The sequence below is a fragment of the Streptomyces sp. CoH27 genome (assembly GCF_020181035.1).
GTDB classification, from domain to species: domain Bacteria; phylum Actinomycetota; class Actinomycetes; order Streptomycetales; family Streptomycetaceae; genus Streptomyces; species Streptomyces camelliae.
The window spans coordinates 40,650-63,274 of record NZ_JAIQYY010000030.1 but is presented as its reverse complement, the minus strand read 5'-3'; the positions used below and the strand labels follow the sequence as shown (position 1 = coordinate 63,274).

General features: G+C 71.3%; 21 protein-coding genes. 16 read left to right on the top strand and 5 right to left on the bottom strand.

Features of this window, described 5'->3' with window-relative positions; translation table 11 throughout:
- Positions 1 to 11 precede the first annotated feature (11 nt).
- Genes LE548_RS37305 through LE548_RS37295 form a run of 3 tightly spaced genes read right to left on the bottom strand, consistent with a single transcriptional unit; the run spans position 12 to position 2,703 of the window.
- Positions 12 to 290 carry a hypothetical protein gene (locus tag LE548_RS37305; RefSeq protein WP_225101479.1) on the bottom strand — a complete coding sequence of 93 codons (279 nt, stop codon included), beginning with the start codon at positions 288 to 290 and terminating at the stop codon, positions 12 to 14.
- 58 nt (positions 291 to 348) lie between these two features.
- The gene (gene malQ, locus LE548_RS37300; protein WP_225101478.1) at positions 349 to 2,457 is read right to left on the bottom strand and encodes a 4-alpha-glucanotransferase; all 2,109 of its coding nucleotides are present in this window, start codon (positions 2,455 to 2,457) and stop codon (positions 349 to 351) included.
- Positions 2,458 to 2,703, bottom strand: a complete 246-nt coding sequence (locus tag LE548_RS37295; protein ID WP_225101477.1) for a hypothetical protein — start codon at positions 2,701 to 2,703, stop codon at positions 2,458 to 2,460.
- Between the two features lie 339 nt (positions 2,704 to 3,042).
- Here LE548_RS37295 and LE548_RS37290 point away from each other — a divergent pair, with 339 nt between their 5' ends.
- From LE548_RS37290 to LE548_RS37275, 4 genes are all read left to right on the top strand, one after another.
- Positions 3,043 to 3,462, top strand: a complete 420-nt coding sequence (locus LE548_RS37290; RefSeq protein WP_225101476.1) for a hypothetical protein — start codon at positions 3,043 to 3,045, stop codon at positions 3,460 to 3,462.
- A gap of 283 nt (positions 3,463 to 3,745) precedes the next feature.
- Complete coding sequence (locus LE548_RS37285; RefSeq protein ID WP_225101475.1) at positions 3,746 to 4,813, top strand: hypothetical protein; 1,068 nt, start codon at positions 3,746 to 3,748, stop codon at positions 4,811 to 4,813.
- Positions 4,792 to 5,388 carry a hypothetical protein gene (locus LE548_RS37280; RefSeq protein WP_225101474.1) on the top strand — a complete coding sequence of 199 codons (597 nt, stop codon included), beginning with the start codon at positions 4,792 to 4,794 and terminating at the stop codon, positions 5,386 to 5,388. Before LE548_RS37285 ends, LE548_RS37280 begins: the two co-directional genes overlap by 22 nt.
- Positions 5,385 to 6,128, top strand: coding sequence for an ATP-binding cassette domain-containing protein (locus LE548_RS37275; RefSeq protein WP_225101473.1), 744 nt, complete (start codon positions 5,385 to 5,387; stop codon positions 6,126 to 6,128). Before LE548_RS37280 ends, LE548_RS37275 begins: the two co-directional genes overlap by 4 nt.
- An 11-nt stretch (positions 6,129 to 6,139) precedes the next feature.
- Here the strand turns inward: LE548_RS37275 and LE548_RS37270 are convergent, their stop codons facing one another.
- On the bottom strand, positions 6,140 to 6,373 hold the full coding sequence (locus LE548_RS37270) for a DUF397 domain-containing protein (RefSeq protein WP_225101472.1): 234 nt from the start codon (positions 6,371 to 6,373) through the stop codon (positions 6,140 to 6,142).
- Positions 6,374 to 6,540: 167 nt separating this feature from the next.
- A complete protein-coding gene (locus tag LE548_RS37265; RefSeq protein ID WP_225101471.1) occupies positions 6,541 to 7,077 on the bottom strand; it encodes an HNH endonuclease in 537 nt (178 codons plus the stop codon).
- Positions 7,078 to 7,412: 335 nt separating this feature from the next.
- Between LE548_RS37265 and LE548_RS37260 the strand changes: the two genes are divergently transcribed.
- The 12 genes from LE548_RS37260 to LE548_RS37205 all read left to right on the top strand — a co-directional run bounded on the left by LE548_RS37260 (position 7,413) and on the right by LE548_RS37205 (position 22,625).
- On the top strand, positions 7,413 to 8,519 hold the full coding sequence (locus LE548_RS37260; RefSeq protein ID WP_225101470.1) for a mechanosensitive ion channel family protein: 1,107 nt from the start codon (positions 7,413 to 7,415) through the stop codon (positions 8,517 to 8,519).
- Between the two features lie 136 nt (positions 8,520 to 8,655).
- Positions 8,656 to 9,276 carry a Uma2 family endonuclease gene (locus tag LE548_RS37255; protein ID WP_225101469.1) on the top strand — a complete coding sequence of 207 codons (621 nt, stop codon included), beginning with the start codon at positions 8,656 to 8,658 and terminating at the stop codon, positions 9,274 to 9,276.
- A gap of 203 nt (positions 9,277 to 9,479) precedes the next feature.
- Complete coding sequence (locus LE548_RS37250) at positions 9,480 to 10,691, top strand: ROK family transcriptional regulator (protein ID WP_225101468.1); 1,212 nt, start codon at positions 9,480 to 9,482, stop codon at positions 10,689 to 10,691.
- A 51-nt stretch (positions 10,692 to 10,742) separates the two neighbouring features.
- Positions 10,743 to 12,086, top strand: a complete 1,344-nt coding sequence (locus LE548_RS37245) for an ABC transporter substrate-binding protein (protein WP_225101467.1) — start codon at positions 10,743 to 10,745, stop codon at positions 12,084 to 12,086.
- Between the two features lie 12 nt (positions 12,087 to 12,098).
- On the top strand, positions 12,099 to 13,040 hold the full coding sequence (locus tag LE548_RS37240) for a carbohydrate ABC transporter permease (protein ID WP_225101466.1): 942 nt from the start codon (positions 12,099 to 12,101) through the stop codon (positions 13,038 to 13,040).
- 2 nt (positions 13,041 to 13,042) lie between these two features.
- A complete protein-coding gene (locus tag LE548_RS37235; protein WP_225101465.1) occupies positions 13,043 to 13,936 on the top strand; it encodes a carbohydrate ABC transporter permease in 894 nt (297 codons plus the stop codon).
- A 7-nt stretch (positions 13,937 to 13,943) separates the two neighbouring features.
- Positions 13,944 to 15,209, top strand: a complete 1,266-nt coding sequence (locus LE548_RS37230) for a 6-phospho-beta-glucosidase (protein ID WP_225101464.1) — start codon at positions 13,944 to 13,946, stop codon at positions 15,207 to 15,209.
- On the top strand, positions 15,200 to 16,183 hold the full coding sequence (locus LE548_RS37225; RefSeq protein WP_225101463.1) for a BadF/BadG/BcrA/BcrD ATPase family protein: 984 nt from the start codon (positions 15,200 to 15,202) through the stop codon (positions 16,181 to 16,183). Before LE548_RS37230 ends, LE548_RS37225 begins: the two co-directional genes overlap by 10 nt.
- 220 nt (positions 16,184 to 16,403) lie before the next feature.
- Positions 16,404 to 17,795, top strand: a complete 1,392-nt coding sequence (locus tag LE548_RS37220; protein WP_225101462.1) for a hypothetical protein — start codon at positions 16,404 to 16,406, stop codon at positions 17,793 to 17,795.
- 14 nt (positions 17,796 to 17,809) lie between these two features.
- Positions 17,810 to 18,841 (top strand): glutamate ABC transporter substrate-binding protein, encoded by a 1,032-nt coding sequence (locus LE548_RS37215; RefSeq protein WP_225101461.1) that lies wholly within the window; start codon positions 17,810 to 17,812, stop codon positions 18,839 to 18,841.
- A gap of 56 nt (positions 18,842 to 18,897) precedes the next feature.
- Positions 18,898 to 20,178, top strand: a complete 1,281-nt coding sequence (locus tag LE548_RS37210) for a hypothetical protein (protein WP_225101460.1) — start codon at positions 18,898 to 18,900, stop codon at positions 20,176 to 20,178.
- Entirely contained in the window at positions 20,175 to 22,625 is a 2,451-nt protein-coding gene (locus LE548_RS37205) for a serine/threonine-protein kinase (protein WP_225101459.1), read from the top strand. Before LE548_RS37210 ends, LE548_RS37205 begins: the two co-directional genes overlap by 4 nt.

Genomic DNA, 22,625 nt, shown 5'->3' with positions numbered 1-22,625 from the left:
CCGGGGTGCGGTCAGGCCTTGGCGTCGGCCTTCGCCTTGGCGCCGGTGGCGGCGGGCTTGACGGTCCTGATCTTGGACTTGTCCAGCGCCATCACCAGACCGGCGATGACGGCGAACAGGGCGAGCGGGATCACCACATAGAGGCCCAGCGTCTGGATGACGCTCAGGCCCTTGCCGGGGTCGTCACCGTCGTCGCGGGTCAGCGCGAGCGCGGGGGACGACATGAGCAGCATCATCAGCGTCGTACCGGCGGCCAGGGCGCCGGCGCGCAGGGCGTTCTTCTTGTCCACGATCTCAAGTTAGCGAACCACCCGGACGGCCGCGCGCCCGGGGTCCCATACGCCCCCCTCACCCGTCCTTGACCTGCGCGAAAACGGAGAGCAGCGCGCGCATTCGGGGGGCGGCCGTCAGGTCCTCCAGCGGCACCGGGCGGCCCTCGCGGTCCGCGATCGGCTGCCGCCAGTTCGGGTACTGGTCCCAGGTGCCCGGCAGGTTCTGCGGGCGGCGGTCGCCGACGCCGTCCGGGAGCCAGATCCCGATCAGCCGGGCCGGGGTGCGCAGCAGGAAGCGGTGGACGGCGCGGATCTCCTCCTCCTCGTCGGAGCCGGGCGGTCCGGCCGCCGGCCGGTCCAGCAGACCGAGGCTGCCGAGCAGGGCGAGCCACTCGGCAGTGTCGGCGTCGGCCTCCGCCCGCTCCTCGGCGGCCGGGCGGGCGAGCAGGCCCAGGCGGTCGCGCAGGCCGACGTGTTCGCCGGTGAGGCGGGCGGCGGTGGGCGGGAGGTCATGGGTGGTGGCGGTGGCCAGGCAGTCGGCGCGCCAGCGCTCAGGCGGCAGCGGGCGGCCGTCGCCCTCCCAGTCCCGTTCGAACCACAGCACCGAGGTGCCGAGCACCCCGCGCCGCTGCAACGTCTCGCGCACGCCCGGCTCGACGGTGCCCAGGTCCTCGCCGATGACGACGGCTCCGGCGCGGTCGGCCTCCAGGGCGAGGATCGCGAGCATGGCGTCGGCGTCGTAGCGGACGTACGTGCCCTCCGTGGGCGCGCTGCCTCGCGGCACCCACCACAGCCGGAACAAGCCCATGACGTGGTCGATGCGCAGGGCGCCGGCGTAGCGGAAGAGGGCGCGCAGCAGGTCGCGGTAGGGGGCGTGGCCGGTGGCGGCGAGCCGGTCGGGTCGCCAGGGCGGCAGGCCCCAGTCCTGGCCGCGGGCGTTGAAGGCGTCGGGCGGGGCGCCGACGGACATGCCGACGGCGAAGACGTCCTGCTGCGCCCAGGCGTCGGCGCCCTGCGGATGCACGCCGACGGCGAGGTCGTGCACGATCCCGACCGCCATCCCGGCCTCCGCCGCGACCCGCTGGGCGGTGCGCAGCTGGCCGTCGGTGAGCCAGGCGAGGCGGGTGTGGAACTCGACCCGGTCGGCGAGGTCCGCGCGGGCCCGCGCGGTCGCGGCCGAGCGGGGGTCGCGCAGCCCGTCCGGCCAGGCGTGCCAGTCGGAGCCGTGGATCTCGGCGAGGGCGTACCAGGTGGCGTGGTCGGTGAGGGCCTGGCCGTGGGCGGCGCGGAAAGCGTCGTAGGCGGCCTGGCGGCCGGGGGCGAGCGGGACGGCCACCACCGCTTCCAGTGCCTCCCGCTTCAGTTCCCACACGGCGTCCCGGTCGATGAGGACGCCCTTGTCGAGCACGGCGGCGCGCAGCCGTCCGGCCCGCTCCAGCAGACCGCCGAGCCGCTCACGGTCCTCGGCTCGCTCGACGTACGCGTACTCGGGGATGTCCTCGATCCGCAGGTGCACGGGGTCGGGGAAGCGGCGGGAGGAGGGGCGGTACGGGGAGGGGTCGGTGGGGGCGCCCGGTACGGCCGCGTGCAACGGGTTGACCTGCACGAATCCGGCGCCGGCGGTTCGCCCGGCCCAGCCGGCCAGCTCGGCCAGGTCACCGAGGTCGCCCATGCCCCAGGAGCGGCGCGAGAGCAGGGAGTACAGCTGGACGAGGAGGCCGTGGGTGCGGCCGGCCGGGGTGGGCAGCCGGTCGGGGGCGACGACGAGGTGGACGCGGCCGGTACGTCCGTCGGGGGCGAGGGCGGTCAACCGGTGGACGCCGAGCGGGAGTTCGCTGACCCCGTCCCACTCGCGCTCCTCTCCCTGCTCGGTCTCGACGGTGAGCCGGGTGCCGGCGGGGAGTGCGGTGAGGGCGGCGGGCGGCGGGGCGCCGGTCCAGTGGACCAGCGTGGGCGGCAGCAGGCGCTCGCGCAGTTCGCGTTCCCGGGCGGCGAGGGCGGCGCCTACGACGTCCGGGGCGCCCGCGTCGATGTCGACGCCGAGGGCGGCCAGCGCGGCGGCCACGGCGGAGGCGGGGACCGGGACGGTACGACCGGGGGCGGGGCTGTAGGAGACCGCGACCCCGTGCAGCTCGGCGAGCCGGGCCAGCTGCGGCTCGGCAGGCTCGTCGTGCGCCTCGGCCATCTACAGCCCCGGGCCGAAGGAGTCCGGGACGGGGTCGGACTCGCTGGTCAGCGGGGCTGTCTCGGCGAGCGGGGGTTCGCTGGTCAGGGGCTCGGCGTCGGGCAGCGGCGGCTCGCTGGTGAGCGGAGCCTGGGCGCAGGTGCTCTCCGCGCTGAAGACGCACGCGGGCGCCTCGCCGGTCGGGGCGGCGGGCTCCGCCAGAGGTTTCCACTGGGCCGGGAGCGTCAGTCGGGCCGGTGCGGGCACGGTGTCTCCTTCGTGTTCGGCAGGCCGGTCGGATGGTGGGGCTTTGAACGGGTTACGGCAGGCCTACCCCGCGACGGCGTCCGCACACCTTGGTTATCAAGGGCAATATGGGTCAACTTGATGCACCCTCTTGACAACAAAACAGGCAAAATGTCGCGCGCAAAAACAAAGAAGATGACGGCCAGGCAAACGAAAACTTGACCTTCCATGGAAGAAGTCGATACCTTTCCGTCGCGGGTCAAGAACCCTTAACCGCACGGGGGATGGGGGGTGTGGGGGGTGTGTTTCCTGTCTTCACGAGCACCTGCCTCGTGCTTCGAAAGAGAAGGAACAGAAATAATGAAGCGCAGCGCGCGTATTTCCCTGGTCACCGGCATGACAGCGATGATCACTCTCGCCCTGGCTCCCATCGCCGAGGCCAACTGGAGCAGCTCCATCACCGGCGCCAGCGTGGGCTTCGAGTCCCGGCGCTGGTCGGACGAGCTGTACTCGCAGGTCCTCTTCACCGGCTGCACCACCGACGGCTCGAAGAGCACTGACGTGCAGATATGGAACGACATCGCGTTCCAGCCCGACGAGTCCTACGACAACAAGACGTTCACCGCCTGCTTCAGCGGCGGCACCAGCAACGGTGAGTGGACCGACCTGCCGTCCGGCATGCGGGACTACTACTTCCAGATCATGAAGATCGGGGGCTCCACCTTCGGCCCGCAGCTGAGCGTGCGCTCGGTTTCGGTGGACACCACGAAGGCCGACTGACGATCCAACCCGGAGGGGTGCCCCGTAGAGAGCATCCCTCCTCGGCCGACAAGTGGCTCGGTGAGACTCGATGAATTTCAGCACCACCCTGCGCAGCGGAAGCGTACGGTGGGCCGCACTGCCCGTTCTCCTATTGACAGCTCTTTACTATGTCGTCGGTGAAACGGCCCCCCTTTCAAGTTATTACCATTACGCGCCGACCATTGTCGCAGAGCCGCTGAAGACACTTTATGCACTGGCCTACGCGGTGGCCGCCGCACTGGCCTGCTGGGAGAGCGGCCGCTTGAAAAGCGCACGGGTATGGGCGCTGGCCCCGGCCCGGTCGCGCTACCGGATCGCGGCGAATGCCCTCGCCCCGGTGATCGTGCTCGCGTGGCTGGTTCTGCTGCTCCCCGCGGCGGTCTCCCTCGCGCGGTCGGCGACGATGCCCAGCCTCGACAGCCTGCGGCTGCCCCTCGCCGCGATGGTGCTGTGCGTCGCGCACGCCGTCCTCGGATTCGCCGTCGGCTGCTGGGTCCCCCGGATCATCGCCACGCCGATCCTGGCCGTGGCCGACTGGATCGCCGTCGCCTTCACCAGGTCGGTGCTGCCCTACTGGCCTCGCCATGTCTCCGGGCAGTTCGGCACCTTCGGTTTCGGAGAGGTGCCCGACTTCGTCACGGTGGCGGTGCCCGTGCTGCTGGCCGGCGGCACAGCCGTCGGGCTGATCATCCTCTGGCTGCCCTACGGATGGCGGGTGCTGCGGATCACGCTCGCGGCCGTGGTCGCCGTGGGCAGTGTCCTCGGGGCCTACCGCATGTCCGCCGACTGGCCGGCGACGCCGCCCCTCACCACCGGGAACGTGGCGATGACGTGCGCGGGCAGCGCGCCGCGCATGTGCGTACCGGAGTTCAACGCGCCGTATCTGCCCCAGGTCCAGCGCGACACCGCGAAAGCCCTGACGGAGCTGCGGGCAGCCGGGGCGACCTCGGCGCGGCCCCGTCTGATCACCGACGCCTACGTCGACGGACGCCGGCAGAAGCCGTCCACGGACGCGGTGTGGCGCATGATGCTGACCCGTCCGGTGCCGCGGGGTGATGCCGTGTACCAGGTCGTGGTCCGTGCCCTGCATTTCCGCTGCAAGCAGGTCGACGTCCGCACCGCCCACACCGCCTGGCTGTGGGGAGCCGCGAGGACCGGCCAGGAGAAGGCGTACGAGATGCGCCGGGTGCAGGAGGGCCTGGACCCCGTGGCCCGGCAGGTGGAGAAGCAGGTCCGGGCGGACGTCGACCGCGTGCTGGCCGAGCCGCGGGCCGAGCAGGCCGAGTGGATCAGGCGGACGCTCGACACATGCGAGGCGAAGACGTCGTGAGGTGGTGGTTCAAGGCCCGCAAGGGGCACACGCTGCTGCCGCTCTCCCTGGCCGTCTTCGCCGTCGCCCTGTACGCGGTGCAGGACACCACGGTGCTGCTGCCGTCGATCGTCGGCAGCCCCCGGGTCGCGCTGTCCCTGTTCGTCCCCGTGCCGCTGCTCGCCTTCCTGATGGCGATGCTGGAATCACGGCTTCCCGCGGCCGAGACCTCCGGTGTGCGGTCCACGACCCGGCTCGACAACGCGCTCGTGATCGCGGTCATGGCTGCGGCGGTGCTGTGCAGCGGTGCCGTGGCCGCCGTGCAGGGAGCGGCCGCTGCCATGACCGGGGGCCGCAACGCCCTGTTCCTGACCGGCCTGATGCTGCTCGGGCGGGCATGGGCCGGCCAGGCGGCGGTGATGTTCCCCGTGGGTTGGCTGGTCACCGTCGTGGTCGTCGGGTTCCGCGGGAACGTCCCGCACATCTGGACCGTCATCGCGCTGCCCGCGAACGACCCGTTCGCGGCAGGCGCCTCACTGGTGGTGTTCGCCATCGGCCTCGCCGCCCAGATCCGCTCGTCGAGGAAAACAGCGTGACACTCACACTCGCCAACTGCACCTACGGCTACCGGCGCTGGAAGCAGCCGGTCCTGCGGGACTTCTCCTACGCCCTGCCGGAAGGCCTCACGGTGCTGCTCGGCCCCAACGGTGCCGGCAAGTCCACGCTGCTGAAGCTCGCGGCCTCGGTGACCCGGCCGCAGAAGGGGCAGGTGGCCCTGGACAGCGCGCCGGCGGGCACAGCGACGTACCGGCGGGCCGTGGCCTGGATGCCGCAGGACATCGTGCCCGTGCCCACGCTCACCGCGCGCGAGTACGTGGCCTACATCGGCTGGCTCAAGGGCATGAACCGCGCCGACGCCTGGAAGCAGGCTCGCAAGGCCCTGTCGCGCGTGGATCTGGCCGACAAGTCCGACGCCCGTACGAGCCGGCTCTCCGGCGGCCAGCTGAGGCGCGTCGGTGTCGCGGGGGCGCTCGTGCACGGAGCCCGGGTCCTGCTGCTCGACGAGCCCACCGCCGGGATGGACCCGTACCAGCGACGGGTCTTCCGCGACATCCTGCGCGGACTCACCGGCGACGTACGGGTTCTGCTGTCCACGCACGACGTCGCCGACCTCGCGGAAGAGGCGGACCACGTCACGGTCATGCACGGAGGCGCGATCCTGCACCACGGGAACACCGACGCGTTCCTGACCCACACTCCGCCCGGAACCGTCGAAGGACGCGCTGCCGAGGCGGCGTACACCGCACTGCTGAGAAGCCGCGGCGTCGCCGCCTGACCTCGCGCGGCTCAACGCAGCGATGCTGTGAACTCCGTCCAGGTCTTCGGCGTGAGGCGGAGTATGGGGCCGTCGGGGGTCTTGGAGTCACGGACGGCGTCGGCAAGACCGTCTGGGCTCAGTGGGGCCTTGCCCTCACCCTCTGCGGTACGGATCCGCTCGCGCGGACGGAGGAGTGACGGGAATGGCGCCGGCGTGGGCCCGGGCCGGAATGATGCCCGACGAACGGGACCCGGAGTGCGCATGGAATCCCGAGGTCTGCTCATGCTGACGTACCTGACGGACGTACGCGGCGAGCGTCTCGTGATCGTGCAGGTCAGCTGGTTCGACTGAGCGCGGCGGGCCGCCGGGCCCCGTGTCCGCGACGCGGGGCCCGATGGGGTGGGTGACAGAGACGCAGAGGCCCGGATCGTCAGGCTGAGATGCCGTCGATCCGGGCCATGGCATCGTCCGCGCCGTACGGCTGCAAGTAGGGCAGCCAGCGCGGATCCCTATGCCCGGTGCCGATGATGCGCCAGGCCAGTCCGGTGGGTGGAGCCGGTTTGTGCCGCAGTCGCCAGCCCAGCTCGACGAGGTGGCGGTCGGCCTTGACGTGATTGCAGCGGCGGCAGGACGCCACCACGTTGTCCCAGACGTGTTTGCCCCCGCGACTGCGCGGGATGACGTGGTCGACGCTGGTTGCGACGCCACCGCAGTACATGCACCGGCCCCCGTCGCGGGCGAAGAGCGCACGGCGGGTGAGAGGAACGGGCCCCCGGTAGGGAACCCGTACGAATCGCTTGAGCCGGACCACGCTGGGTGCGGGGACTGTGACGGTCGCGCTGTGCATATAGGCGCCAGATTCCTCCAAGGCGACTGCCTTGTTCTCCAGTACGAGGACGAGCGCGCGGCGGAGCGGTACGACGCCGAGCGGCTCGTACGACGCGTTGAGGACCAGGACATGCGGCACGGGGGCCTCCTTGGGCGTCGGCGGCGCGTGGCTCGCGCCGGGACGATCTGCAGTCAGTCTCCCCTCATGCCTGGTGAACGCGCCACCATGTCCCGGTAACGGGCTGGGAGTGTTTTCGACCACACCCGATACATCCCCAGGCGCACGCCCTGTTCAAGCCACGGTGACCCCGGTCTCTCCTGTGCCTCTCCTTGGCGGATCCGGAGGGGTCACACACAATGCCCCGTTAGTGTGGTGGTCATGTCCGACCGGTGATCTTTTCGTGACCTTGAAAGTCCGTGAACCCCTTGACCGCCCCGCCGGTACGGACCGTGCAGCACCTGGAGGTACCTGCCGTGTCGTCCTTGCCCGTCGTCCTGCTGGCCGCCGGTGCGTCGCCGACCCCCTCTCCCTCGGGGTCGACGGAACCGGCCGTTCCCTCGCTCCAGGACGCTCAGCAGAGCGCGACGAATGCGGCGAGCTGGGTCGAGCAGAACTGGTCGACGTGGCTCGCGATGGGTCTGCAGATCCTGCTGATCGTGGTCACCGCGGTCGCCCTCAGAGCGGTGGTGCGGCGGGCGATCACCAAGTTGATCGACCGGATGGCCCGGACCGCGCAGGCCGTGGACGGCACCGCGCTGGGCGGGCTACTGGTCAACGCCGAGCGGCGCCGGCAGCGGTCGGCGGCGATCGGCTCCGTGCTCCGCTCGGTCGCCAGCTTCCTGATCATGGGTACGGCGGCGCTGATGGTGCTGTCCACCTTCAAGATCAACCTGGCCCCGCTGCTGGCGTCGGCCGGCGTGGCCGGCGTGGCGATCGGTTTCGGCGCGCGGAACCTGGTCACGGACTTCCTGTCCGGCGTGTTCATGATCCTGGAGGACCAGTACGGCGTCGGTGACGTGATCGACGCGGGCGTCGCGACCGGCGAGGTGATCGAGGTCGGGCTGCGCGTGACCAAGCTGCGCGGTTCGGACGGCGAGATCTGGTACGTCCGCAACGGCGAGGTCAAGCGCATCGGCAACCTCTCGCAGGGCTGGGCGACGGCGGGGGTCGATGTGACCGTGCGCTCCGGTGAGGACCTGGACAAGGTCAAGGAGACCCTGGACGTGGTCGCCGAGCACATGAGCAAGGAAGAGCCCTGGAGCGAGCTGCTGTGGGGCCCGATCGAGATCCTCGGCCTGGACTCGGTGCTGATCGACTCCATGGTCGTCCGGGTCTCGGCGAAGACGATGCCGGGCAAGGCGGTGTCGGTCGAGCGCGAGCTGCGCTGGCGGATCAAGCGGGCCTTCGACGAGGCGCGGATCCGCATCGTGGGCGGTGCGACCTCGGTGGAGGACGCGGAGGACACCCCCGACCCGACGGCGTCGGTCGCGGCCCCGTCGGCCTTCTCCAACGCGGACTCCGCGCAGGCGAAGGCGACGGCACCGATCGCTCCGCAGCAGTCGGCTCCGCCGGGGAAATAGCGGAACGGTTCAGCACACTCGTTCGAGTGAACAGGTGGGGCATTCCGGCGCGGAGGGCGTGCGGGGTGCCCCATCGTTCTGCCGGGGCGCCCAGCGCGGGCTTAGCCTGGCATCAGCGTGACGAGGAGAACCAGGGATGAGCGCCGAACCCATCATGGAGAGGGTCGTGATGCAGGTGGACCCCATCGACCTGTTGAGCGTGATCGAAGAAGCGTCGCCGACGCCGATTCGACCCGAGTATGTCGAGGGGACGGTCATCGTGCCGCCGCAACCTGACGAAAACCACAACGACGGCATCGGCGAACTGTACTACCAGTTCCGCACAGCCGGTTTCCGCCTCGTCGGCTTCGGCTGCGGCTACCGCGCCGCCCATAAGGACGGCAGCACCATGGCCTTGCTCATTCCGGACTTTTACGTGCGTCGCCGTAAGGCCTCGGAACTCGACGAGTCGTATCGCAAGGCCAACAAGGGCTGGTACCCGGTTGACATGATCGCCCTGGTCGGCGAAGTCACGTCATCCAATCACTGGGCGGACACCGGACCGAAACTCCGCACCTACGCTGCCGCCGGTATCCCCGCCTACGTTCTGATCAACCGCAACGCGAAGACTGCCCACTGCTATAGGGACCCCATTCTCCCGAGTGACGACCCCACAGGGGCGTACTACAACGTGGACACCCCGGTCGACCTCGGCGACCCCCTCCCCCTCCCCGCCCCCTACCCCACCCTCGACACCACCCCCTTCCTCGACAACTGAACCCCCGGCACCCGCCCCCGAGACAACGACTCCGTCGCCTCGGGGGCGTTGTCTATTGACGCCCCCTTCGTCCTGGGCTTACGTTCCTCGCACCGCGATAGGAAACTTTCCTAACAGTGATCTTCCGGCGGCCGGTGATCAAGACTGGACGTCCGGCCAGGTCACTGAGAAGCTGGGCGGCTGGAGAGGCAGGTGTGGACCCCATGGCAGGAACCGCCGGTACGCCGGGCACCCCGCGCGTCCTGCGCGCCATGAACGACCGCGCCGCCCTGGACCTCCTGCTGGAGCACGGGCCGCTGTCGCGCACCCGGATCGGCAAGCTCACCGGACTGTCCAAGCCCACCGCCTCCCAGCTGCTGGCCCGTCTGGAGGCGGCCGGACTGGTCCGGGTCACCGGCACCAGCGAGGGACGCCCCGGCCCCAGCGCCCAGCTGTACGCGGTCAACCCGGCCGCCGCGTACGCCGCCGGGCTCGACGTCGCCCCGCACCGCATCCGCGCCGCCGTCGCCGACATCACCGGCCGGACCGTGGGCGAGTACGAGCTGCCCACCCCCGGGCGGCATCCCGCGCGGCCCGTCGTCCAGCAGGTCACCGACGCGCTCGACGGGGCGGTGAAGGCTGCCGGGCTCGCGCGGGCCGACGTACACCGGCTCGTCATCGGCACCCCCGGCGCCTTCGACCCCACCACCGGGCGGCTGCGCTACGCCTCCCACCTGCCCGGCTGGCACTCCCCCACGCTGCTGGACGAGCTCGCCGCCGCCCTGCCGATGCCGGTGGAGTACGAGAACGACGTCAACCTCGTCGCCCTCGCCGAACAGCGGCTCGGCGCCGCCAAGGGACACGGCGACTTCGTGCTGCTGTGGAGCCAGGAGGGTCTCGGCGCCGCCCTGGTCCTCGGCGGCCGGCTGCACCGGGGCTGGACCGGCGGCGCCGGCGAGGTCGGCTTCCTGCCGGTGCCGGGCACGCCCCTGGTGCGCCAGGTGACCAAGGCCAACAGCGGCGGCTACCAGGAGCTGGCCGGCTCCCAGGCCGTGCCCGCGCTGGCCCGCGAGCTCGGCATCACGGACGTACCGCCGGGGCCGCACGCCGAGGCCGCCACCGCACTCGTGGCCCGCGCCGCCGATCACGCCTCCGGCCCCTACCGGGAGCTGCTGGAGACCTACGCGACCCGGCTGGCCACCGGTCTCGCCTCGCTCGTCTCCGTCCTCGACCCCGAACTCGTCGTCCTCAGCGGCTCCATCCTGACGGCCGGCGGCGAGGTGCTGCGCGCCCTCGTCCAGGCCGAGCTGGCGGAGCTGGCGGCGGCCCGGCCCCGGCTGGTCGTCGGCGACGTCCACGAACACCCCGTCCTGCGCGGCGCGTTGGAGTCCGCGCTCGGCACCACCCGCGACGAGGTCTTCGACACCTCGCGCTAGAGCGCCCCCCACCCCCCGTTTTTCCCGACCCCGTCCCTGGGAGACCTCGCCATGCCCGAAGCCATACCCTCAGCTGCCCGAAAAGCGGCTTTCGCCCTCACCGCCACCCTCGCCCTGCTCACCACCGCCTGTACGGGGCAGTCCGGCTCCGGCGCCACGGACGACGCCTCGAAGGACACGACGATCAACTTCTGGCACGCCTGGAGCGCGCCGAACGAGGTGCAGGCGGTCAGGAAGCTCGTCGCCGGCTTCGAGAAGGCGCACCCCAACATCCATGTGCACATCGTCGGCGACATGACCGACGACAAGATCAATCAGGCACTGCGGTCGGGCGGCGGCGACGCCCCGGACGTCATCTCCTCCTTCACCACCAACAACGTGGGCAAGTTCTGCTCCTCGGGCGCGCTGGTCGATCTCAACCCCTTCTTCAAGAAGTCCGGCATCGATCCCGCCGCGACCTTCCCGAAGACGATGAACGAGTACACCCAGTTCCAGGGCGACCGGTGCACGGTCCCGCTGCTCGGTGACGCGTACGGGCTCTACTACAACAAGACCGCCTTCAAGAAGGCCGGCATCGCCGGACCGCCCAAGACGTGGAGCGAGTTCGAGGCCGACGCCAAGAAGCTGACCGTTCCCGACGGGGATTCCTACAAGCAGCTCGGGTTCATGCCGGACTACCACGGCTGGGAATCCACCACCGAGCACTACTTCGCGCAGTTCTCGCCGACGTACTTCGACAAGAACGGAAAGTCGAACCTCGCCAAGGACCCCGCCTTCGACAAGGGATTCACCCTGCAGAAGCGGCTCGTGGACGAACTCGGCGGATTCCGGAAGCTGGAGAGGTTCCGGTCGACCCTCGGTGACGAGTGGGGTCCGAAGCACCCCTTCCACACCGGTCAGGTCGCCATGCAGCTCGACGGCGAGTGGCGGCTCGGGATGGCGCTGGCCGCCAAGCCGGGCTTCGACATCGGGGTCGCCCCGCTGCCCGTGCCCGACGACCAGGCCGCGCAGTACGGCAAGGGTTACATCACCGGCACCATCGCGGGCATCGCCGCCACCAGCCACAAGCAGAACGCGGCCTGGGAGCTGGTGAAGTACATGACCACGGACACGGACGCGGTGGTCGGGTTCTCCAACGACCTGCACAACGTGCCCTCCACACTCGCCGCCCTGAAGTCCCCGAAGCTGACGTACGACCCCCGCTTCAAGACCTTCCTGGACATCGCCGCCGACCCGGATTCCGCCACCACCCCCGCCTCCGTCAACGGCGGCCAGTACCTGGTGACGATCCAGCAGTTCGGCTACGACTACGAAAGCGGCAAGGTCACCGATCTGAAGTCCGGCCTGAAGAAGACGGCCGCGCAGATCGACACCGACATCGCGCAGGCGAAGTAGGCGCATCAGCCCATGAGTACGGTCACTCTCGCCTCGAAGCGCCGCAGGGCAGCGCTCCGTACGGCCGCCTTCATGTCGCCCTGGCTGATCGGCTTCGCGGTCTTCTTCGCGTACCCGCTGATCTCGACGGTCTACTTCTCCTTCATGCACTACGACGGCTTCCGGCCGCCGACGTGGAGCGGGGGCAAGAACTGGACCTACGTCTTCGCGCACTACCCGCTCTTCTGGCCCGCCCTGCGCAACACCCTGTGGCTGGTCGTGGTGATGGTCTCGCTCCGGGTCGTGTTCGGGCTGGGCATCGGGCTGCTGATCACCAAGATCAAGACCGGCACGGGGGTCTTCCGCACCCTCTTCTATCTGCCCTACCTGGCCCCGCCGGTCGCCGCCACCATGGCATTCGCCTTTCTCCTCAACCCCGGTACCGGGCCGGTCAACTCGATCCTGGAAAATGCGGGCGTCCCGGCGCCGGGCTGGTTCAACGACCCCACCTGGTCCAAGCCCGCCCTGACCCTGCTCGCGCTGTGGGGCGTCGGCGACCTGATGGTCATCTTCATGGCCGCGCTGCTCGACGTGCCGACGGAGCAGTACGAGGCGGCCGAGCTGGACGGCGCGTCCGCGTGGCAGCGCTTCCGGTACGTCACGCTGCCGAACATCGCGCCGATCGTGATGTTCGCCGTCGTCACGGGCGTCATCCAGACGATGCAGTACTACACCCAGCCGCTGATCGCCGGGAAGGTCGCCTCGGGCGTGATCCAGGGCGCCGGCGCCCAGTTCGAACCCGGCTACCCCGACAAGTCCACGCTCACCCTCCCCCAGCTCGTCTACAACCTCGGCTTCCAGCGCTTCGACTACGGCTCCGCGTGTGTCGTCGCCCTCGTCCTCTTCGCCCTGTCGATGGCGTTCACCGCGCTGCTGATGCGGCGCCGGGGCGGTCTCATCCAGGCAGGTGACTGACCATGACCCAGGTACTGGACCAACCGGTCGAGCTGACCGCCCCGGTGTCCGGGGCCGAGCGCACCGCCCGGCGCAGGGCCCTCCTCGAATGGATCGCGGTCCACTCCCTCGGCGTCGCCGCCGCGCTGTTCTTCACGCTGCCCTTCGTCTTCGTGTTCCTGACCTCGCTGATGAGCGACAGCCAGGCCCTCAGCCGGGATCTGATCCCGCACACCTGGGAGTGGGGCAACTACCGGCAGGTCTTCGACACACCGGGCTTCCTGACCTGGTGGCGGAACACCCTGGTCTACGCCGGCCTCGGCACCGTGCTCACCGTCGTCTCCTCGATCCCGGTGGCGTACGCGCTCGCCACGTTCCGCTTCCGGGGCCGGAATCTGTCGCTGATGCTGGTGATCTCGATGATGATGCTGCCCCCGCAGGTGGTCGTCATCCCGATGTACCTCTTCTGGGCGAAGCAGCTGGACCTGTCCGGCACGCTGTGGCCGCTGATCATCCCGATGGCGTTCGGCGACGCCTTCTCCGTCTTCCTGCTGCGCCAGTTCCTGATGACGATCCCCAACGAGTATCTGGACGCGGCGAAGGTCGACGGCTGCGGGGATCTCAGGACCCTGGTGCGGGTGGTCCTGCCGATGGCCAAACCGGGCATCTCCGCCGTGGCCCTCTTCCAGTTCTTCTACGCCTGGAACGACTACTTCGGCCCGCAGATCTACGCGTCCGAGAACCCCGGTGCCTGGACGCTGAGTTACGGCCTGGAGTCCTTCAAGGGCGCCCACCACACCGACTGGAATCTCACCATGGCCGCGACCGTGCTGGTCATGGCCCCCGTGATCCTCGTGTTCTTCTTCGCCCAGAAGGCGTTCGTGGAAGGCGTCACCCTCACCGGAGTAAAGGGTTGATCTGACTGTGAAACTCACCGTGGTCGGCGGCGGCTCGACCTACACCCCCGAACTCATCGACGGCTTCGCACGGCTCAGGGACACCCTGCCCGTCGAGGAACTGGTCCTGGTGGACCCGGACGCCGAGCGCCTCCGCCTGGTCGGCGGCCTGGCCCGCCGTATCTTCGCCAAGCAGGGCCACGACGGCCGGATCGTCACCACCTCCGACCTGGACGCGGGCGTCGAGGACGCCGACGCCGTCCTGCTCCAGCTGCGCGTCGGCGGCCAGGCGGCCCGGCAGCAGGACGAGACCTGGCCGCTGGAGTGCGGCTGCGTCGGACAGGAGACCACCGGCGCGGGCGGTCTGGCGAAGGCCCTGCGGACGGTACCGGTGGTGCTGGACATCGCCGAACGGGTCCGCCGTACCAACCCGCGCGCGTGGATCGTCGACTTCACCAACCCGGTCGGCATCGTCACCCGCGCCCTGCTCCAGACCGGGCACCGGGCGGTCGGGCTGTGCAACGTGGCGATCGGCTTCCAGCGCACCTTTGCAAACCTGCTCGGTGTGGCCCCGGCCGACGTCCACCTCGGGCACGTCGGCCTCAACCACCTCACCTGGGAGACGGGCGTCCGGCTGGGCGGCCCGGAGGGCGCGGACGTGCTGCCGAGGCTGCTGGCCGAGCACGGCGACGCGATCGCCGGCGACGTCCGCCTGCCCCGCCCCCTGCTGGACCGCCTCGGCGTGGTCCCGTCCTACTACCTGCGCTACTACTACGCCCACGACGAGGTCGTGAACGAGCTGCGCACGAAGCCCTCCCGGGCCGCCGAAGTGGCGCAGATGGAGCGGGAGTTGCTGACGATGTACGGCGACCCGGCCCTGGACGAGAAGCCGGCCCTGCTGGCGAAGCGGGGCGGTGCCTTCTACTCGGAGGCGGCCGTGGACCTGGCGGCGGCCCTGCTGGGCGGAGGGGGCAGCCCGTACCAGGTGGTGAACACGCTCAACAAGGGCACACTCCCCTTCCTCCCCGACGACGCGGTGATCGAGGTCCAGGCGGCGGTGGGCCCGGCCGGCCCCGCCCCGCTGCCCGTCGGCGACCTCGACCCGCTCTTCTCGGGGCTGATCGCGAATGTGACGGCGTACGAGGACCTGGCCCTGGAGGCGGCGCTGCGCGGCGGCCGCGACCGTGTCTTCCGCGCGCTGCTCGCCCATCCGCTGATCGGCCAGTACGACTATGCCGACCGCCTCACCGACCAGCTGATCGCACACAACCGGGAGCACCTCGCGTGGGCCTGACCTCACCTGTTCCCGCAGGGGTACTCGCCATCGACGCGGGAAACAGCAAGACCGACGTGGCCGTGGTCACCGCCGCCGGGGAGGTCCTGGCCACGGCCCGCGGCGGCGGCTTCCGACCGCCCGTGGTGGGGGTGGCGGCGGCGCTGGACGCGCTGGCCGACCCGGTGGGGCGGGCCTTCGCCGACGCGGGCGTCACCTCCGTCGCGCATGTCTCGGCCTGCCTCGCCAACGCCGATCTTCCGGTGGAGGAGGAGCGGTTGGCGGCCGCGCTGGAGGCACGCGGATGGGGCACGTCGGTGGAGGTCCGCAACGACACCTTCGCGATCCTGCGGGCAGGGGTGGCCGAACCGCGGGGCGTGGCCGTGGTGTGCGGCGCGGGCATCAACTGCGTCGGCATGCGCCCCGACGGCCGTACCGCCCGCTTCCCGGCGCTGGGCCGGATCTCCGGTGACTGGGGCGGGGGTTGGGGCCTGGCGGAGGAGGCCCTGTGGCACGCGGCCCGCGCGGAGGACGGCAGGGGCGGCTCGACGGCCCTGGCCCGGAGCCTGCCCGGCCACTTCGGCCTGCCGACGATGTACGCGCTCATCGAGGCCCTGCACCTGGAGCAGGTCGACCACGACCGCCGGCACGAACTGACCCCGGTCCTCTTCGCCACGGCCGCCGAGGGCGACCCGGTGGCCCGTGCGATCGTCGCCCGGCTCGCCGAGGAGGTGACGGCGATGGCCACCGTGGCGCTGACCCGCCTGGACCTCCTCGGCGAGGAGACGCCCGTGCTGCTCGGCGGCAGCGTCCTGACGGCCGGTCACGCCCTCCTCGACGACGGCATCCGCGACCTGCTGGCCACCCGCGCCCCCAAGGCCGGCGTCCACGTCGTGACGGCGAGCCCGGTCCTGGGCGCGGCCCTGCTGGGGCTGGACCGGCTGGGGGCGGACATGCGGGCGCAGGAGCGGGCGCGGGCGTACTGGGAGAGGTAGCGGACCCCGGCGGAACCGAACAGCTGCACAGGGCGTATTCATGGGGGGCGCGCACGGCGCTTCGTGTGAGGCGCACACTGCGATCCAATCAAGATCCAGTGAAGGCCGGTGCGGATGCCGGTGCGTGCCGCGATACTGGGCGGCGACGAAGGACCCTGGGGGAGGTCGAGTGACACACCCGCCGAGAAGCAGCACGGCGCCACCACCGGCGGGCCCCGGCATGCCCGCCGCCGCTCCCGGCATCCCCCCGCAGCCCGGCCGTCCGGCGCCCACGGCCGCCGGTCCCGCCGCGTCCGTCCGTCGGACCGCCTTCGCCGAGGGCGTCGACCGGCTGCGGACCGCGGCCACCACCGAGCCGGGCCGGCTGCGGATCATCGGGGCCGTCCTGGCGCTGCTGGTCGTGGCGTTCGGGGCGAGTGCCGCCTGGCAGGCCGACACGCGTTCGGCCGCCGCCGACGACGTGCTGCACCGCAGCCAGCCGCTGAGCTCCGGCGCGGCCGACATCTACCGCTCGCTCGCCGACGCCAACACGGCCGCCTCCAGCGGGTTCCTGGCCGGCGGCCAGGAGACGGCGGCCTCCCGGGACCGGTACGAGAAGGACATCGACGCGGCCGCCTCCGGCCTGGTGACGGCGGCCGCGAACGCCGAGCCCGGCTCCGCCTCCGAGGCGACGATCGCCAGGCTGAACCGGCTGCTGCCCGAGTACAAGGGACTTGTGGAGCGGGCCCGGACCTACAACCGGCAGGGCTATCCGGTCGGCGGCGCCTATCTGCGCTACGCCAACGAGAAGATGCAGAAGGAGATGCTCCCGGCCGCGGAGGATCTCTACACCACGGAGAACGGGCGGCTCGACGCCGACTACGGCGACGCCACGCCGTACCCCTGGGTCGCGATCGGGCTCGGCGTGCTCGCGCTGGCCGCGCTCGGCTGGGCCCAGCACCGCACCTACCGGCGCACCCACCGTGTCCTCAACCACGGCCTGGTCGCCGCCTCCTCCGCCACCACGGTCGCCCTGCTGTGGCTGGTCGTCGGGCACACGGTGGCCCGCACCGAGCTGAACGGCTCCTACGACCACGGCATCCGCTCGCTGACCGTGCTGCACGACGCCCGGATCGCCTCCCTGAAGGCGCGCGGCAACGAGAACCTGAGCCTGGTGGCGCGCGGCGCCGAGACCGTCACGGTCGACGGGCAGACGTACGACGCCTACTACTACGACTTCGACAAGGACATGGCCGTGCTCGGCAAGGGCCTGGGCCAGGCGGCGACGCTCGCCGACGACCAGGGCGGCAGCGCCCCGGTGAAGGCGGCCGAGAGCAACATGGCGGTGTGGAAGCAGCGGCACACGGCCGTCCGCACCGAGGACGAGAACGGCAACTACCAGCAGGCGCTGGACAAGGTCATCGGCGCCAAGGGCGCCACCGGCGAGTGCTTCGACAGCGTGGACAGCAATCTCGCCCAGGCCATCGGGCATGAGCAGGCGGAGTTCCAGCAGGCCGCGTCCGACGGGCGGGACGCGCTGGCCGGGCTGCCGGCGGGCGCGGCCGTGCTCGCGGTGCTCGGCGCGGCCGGCGCGGTGGCCGGCATCGGGCGCAGACTCTCGGAGTACCGGTGACAGGGGGCAGGACGATGTACGCGAGCCGTGTACGGGCCTCCCTGCGGGGCTGGGGCGGGGTCGGCGCGATGATGGTGGCATGCGCGCTGGCGCTGGCCTTCGTCCTGCTGCTGCCGTGCACCCAGCGGGCCCCGGACCAGGCGCCGCGCACCGGTCAGCCGGTCGCCGACGGCGTCCAGGCCCGCGCCGGGAGCTGCCAGGACTCCTCGGCGCAGGACCAGACCCTGTCGCCGTCGGGCGCGGACGGGCCGACGATCGACGCGATCAAGGCCCGTACGGGCGAGCGGCGCAAGCTGATCGTCGGCGTCGACCAGAACAGCTACCACTGGGGCTACCGCAACCCGAACACCCAGGGCGCGGAGCTGGAGGGCTTCGACATCGACCTGGTGCACCGGATCGCCCAGGACATCCTCGGCGACCCGGACGCGGTGCAGTTCAAGGCGATCCCGACCAGCCAGCGCATCTCCGCGATCCAGGACGGCCGGGTGGACATGGTCGTCCGGACGATGACGATCACCTGCGGCCGGCTCTCCCAAGTCGCCTTCTCGGCGCCCTACTTCAAGACCGGCCAGCAGGTCCTCGCGCCCAAGTCGTCGTCGATCACCGGCTACAACTCCACGCTGGCCGGGAAGAAGCTCTGCACGGCGGCCGGTTCGACCGCGTACACCAAGCTGGACGCCGACAAGAAGGCCGGCACCCTGCCCGCGACGACCGACATCTCCACCACCGTGCCGAACCAGCTGGACTGCCTGGTCCGGCTGCAACTCGGCGAGGTGGACGCGGTGGTGACCGACGGCGCGCTCGCCGCCAGCCAGGCCGCGCAGGACCCGACCGTCGAACTGAAGGGCGGGGCGTTCACCACCGAGTACTACGGCGTGGCGATGAAGAAGGACGCCTCCGATCTGGTACGCCGGGTCAACCGCGTTCTGGTGGACTACCGCGCGAGCGGCTGGCAGCAGTCGTACGACACCTGGCTGTCGGCGACACTCGGAAAGGACTCGGCGGCCTCCGAGCCGCCCGCACCGCGCTATCTGCGGACCAGTTGAATCCCCACACGGCCTTGGAACACTTGGAATACCGGGAACGAAGCGAGAGGTGATCGATGGGCGTCACGGACCCCGCCGGGCCGGTGATGGACCGGGACGAGGTGGACCGTGCGCTGGCGCGGCTCGGCCAGGAGCACGAGGCGATCGAGACCTCGCTGCTGGCCCTCCAGGACCACGCGGGCCGCAGACTCCTCGAAGGCGCCGTGCTGACCGGTGTGACCAGGGAGCGCTGGCAGGCCACCGAGGCGCGGATCACCCTGCTGTGGACGTACTTCGACGCCTACACCGCCGCGCTGCGCGGCGCCCGCGAGATCCGGGCCCGGCGCCGCTGGTCCAGCCGCGAGGACCTGACGGAGCTGACCGGGCTGCTGCGCGGTGACGCGGTGACCGTCGCCGGCAGCGAGGTCGGCAGGCTCAGCGAGACCTTCTCGCTGGCCACCCTGGTGGACCGGATGAACGAGCTGTACGCGACGAGCCTGGACCTGGTCGTCGCCGCCGACGCGGTGTGGTCGGCGCTGCCCGCCCGGATCGATTTACTCGCCGCCGAGCTCCAGCGCACCCGCACGCTCGCGCACTCCGTCGGCGTACGCCCCGGCGAGCACCCGGCGGGCGACGACCTGGAGCGGATCACCCGCACCCTGACCAAGCTGCGCGAGGACGTCGTCTCCGACCCGCTCGCGTTCTGGGTGCCGGCCGAGGGCAGTTCGGCGCCCGGCGGCGGCCGGCCGGACACCACGGTGTACGACCGTGAGGCGCGCGCCCTGGAGGACGTGCGCCGGGAGATCGACGCCGTGCTGACGGTCCGGCAGGACGCCGAGCAGCGGCTGATCCGGCTGCGGGACGTGCTCTCGCGCGCCGACCGCACCCTCGCCGAGGCCCGCACCGCGCGCGGCGAGGTGCTGGCGAAGATCGCCGCGACCGAGGTGCCGGTGGTCAGCGGCCCGCCGACCGCGCTCCAGGAGCAGCTCGCGGCGGCCGCCGAGTACCGCAGGCAGGCGCAGTGGCACCGGCTCTCCCCGCTGCTGGAGTCGCTGGAGGAGAAGGCCGAGGACGAACTGCTGCGCGCCCGCGAGTCGTTGACCGCCGTCACCGCGCCGCTCGCGGTCCGCGCGGAGCTGCGCGGCCGGCTCGACGCGTACAAGGCGAAGGTGGCCCGGCACGGGCTGGCCGAGGACCCGTTCCTGGTCGAGCGGTACGACGCGGCCCGGCGCATGCTGTGGAGCGCGCCCTGCGATCTGCGGGTGGCCGAGCAGGCCGTGCTGCGCTACCAGCAGCTGGCGGCCGATCTGCTCGCCGGGCAGGGCGCGCCTCAGGACCGTAAGGGGGACCAGTCATGAGTCAGCCGGGGCAGAGCTGTCAGCGGCCGGGCTGCGAGGGGACGTACGAGGACGTCGGCGGCGGTGAGCTGTACTGCGACACGTGCGGTCTCGCGCCGGTCGTCTCGGCGAGCGGCATGGTGGGCTCGACGCCGACCGGGATCACCAAGGGCGCGGTGGAGAGCGGCGGTTCGCGGTCCTCCTCCCAGTCCGCCAAGTCGCGCCGCTCGGTGTCCGGGCGGCTGTCGCGGTCCGCGTCGGGGCGGTCCACCAGCCGTTCGGTGTCGGTGCGCAGCTCCGGTTCGTCGTCGGGGGCGTCGGCGCGCGGGCGGCTCGGCGCCGGGCTGGTGAGCGTGCCGGGGGTGCCGCGGCCGGACCCGCGCGCGATGGTGCTGGAGAACCCGGAGGTGCCGGAGCGCAAGCGGTTCTGCTCTCGCTCGGACTGCGGGGCGCCGGTCGGGCGGGCCCGGGGGGAGCGTCCGGGCCGCACGGAAGGTTTCTGCACCAAGTGCGGGCACCCGTACTCCTTCGTGCCGAAGCTGAAGGCCGGGGACGTGGTGCACGGCCAGTACGAGGTCGCGGGCTGTCTCGCGCACGGCGGGCTCGGCTGGATCTACCTCGCCGTGGACCGGGCCGTGTCCGACCGCTGGGTGGTGCTCAAGGGTCTGCTGGACACCGGCGACCAGGACGCGATGGCGGCGGCGATCTCCGAACGGCGCTTCCTCGCGGAGATCGAGCACAGCAACATCGTGCGGATCTACAACTTCGTCGAGCACCTCGACCAGCGCACCGGCTCCCTCGACGGCTACATCGTCATGGAGTACGTCGGCGGCAAGTCCCTGAAGGAGATCGCCAACGCGCGTCGTACGCCGGACGGCCGCCGGGACCCACTGCCGGTGGAGCAGGCGTGCGCGTACGGCATCGAGGCCCTGGAAGCCCTCGGTCACCTCCACAGCCGCAACCTCCTCTACTGCGACTTCAAGGTCGACAACGCCATCCAGACCGAGGACCAGCTCAAGCTGATCGACATGGGCGCGGTGCGCAGGACGGACGACGAGGAGTCGGCCATCTACGGCACGGTCGGCTACCAGGCGCCGGAGGTCGCCGAGGCCGGCCCGTCGGTGGCGAGCGACCTGTACACGGTGGGCCGCACCCTGGCCGTGCTCACCTTCGACTTCCAGGGCTACACCAACGTCTACGTCGACTCCCTGCCCGATCCCGACACCATCGAGGTCTTCCGCCGCTACGAGTCCTTCTACCGCTTCCTGGTCCGCGCCACCGACCCCGACCCGGCCCGCCGATTCGGCTCCGCCCAGGAGATGGCCGAGCAGCTCACCGGGGTCCTGCGCGAGGTCGTCTCCCTCCAGACAGGCCAGGCCCGCCCCGCGCTGTCGACCCTGTTCGGCCCCGAGGTGAAGGTCACGGACCGGGAGTTGTTCCCCCGGCTGGACGGGGACGTGTCCCGGCTGGGGGCGCGGGAGGTGCGCAAGTCCGCGCCCGCTGCCCCCGCGCTGCCCCCGGCCGCCCTCGTGAAGCCCGTCGACACCCCCGCCGCCGCGCTCGCCCTGCCCGTGCCGCTGGTCGATCCGAGCGACCCCAACGCCGGTTTCCTGGCCGGACTGATGACCTCCGCCCCCGCCGAGCTGATCGCCGCCCTCGACGCGGCGCCGACGCGGACCGTGGAGACCCGGCTGCGGCAGATCCGGGCCCGGCTGGAGAGCGGGGAGCGGCAGAGCGCGCTGATGAGCCTGGCCAAGCTGGAGGAGGAACGGCCGGACGACTGGCGGGTGGTGTGGTACCGGGGGCTGGCCGCGCTGGTCACCGGTGACTTCGAGGGCGCCGCGCTCGCCTTCGACGCGATCTACGACGCCTTCCCCGGCGAGGCCGCGCCCAAGCTGGCGCTCGGCCTGTGCGCGGAGGTGCTGGGCCAGCTGGACAACGCGGCCGAGTACTACCGGCTGGTGTGGGCGACCGACCCGAGCTTCGTCAGCGCCGCCTTCGGCCTCGCCCGGGTGCGGCTGGCGGCCGGGGACCGGCACGGGGCCGTACACACCCTGGAGTCGGTGCCGGAGTCCTCCATCCACTTCACGGCCGCCCGCGTCGCCGCCGTACGGGCCCGGCTCAGACACCGCACGGCGAGCGCGGGCGACGTACCGTTCCTGGACGACCTGACCGCCGCCGCCGGACAGGTCGAGGCGCTCGACGCGTACGGCCTGGACCCGGCGCGGCGCGAGCAGTTGGCGGCGGAAGTCCTCGGCTGCGCGCTGGACTGGATACTCTCCGGGGGCCAGGGCACACCGTCGGTCGCCGGCGGACGGATGCTGCTGGGCAGCGGTCTGGACGAGCGGGGCCTCCGCTTCGGCCTGGAGCGCGCCTACCGCACGCTGGCCCGGCTGGCGCCGGGCGGCGAGGAGAGGATCGAACTGGTGGAACGGGCCAACCGTTACCGCCCCCGGACGTGGGTGTAG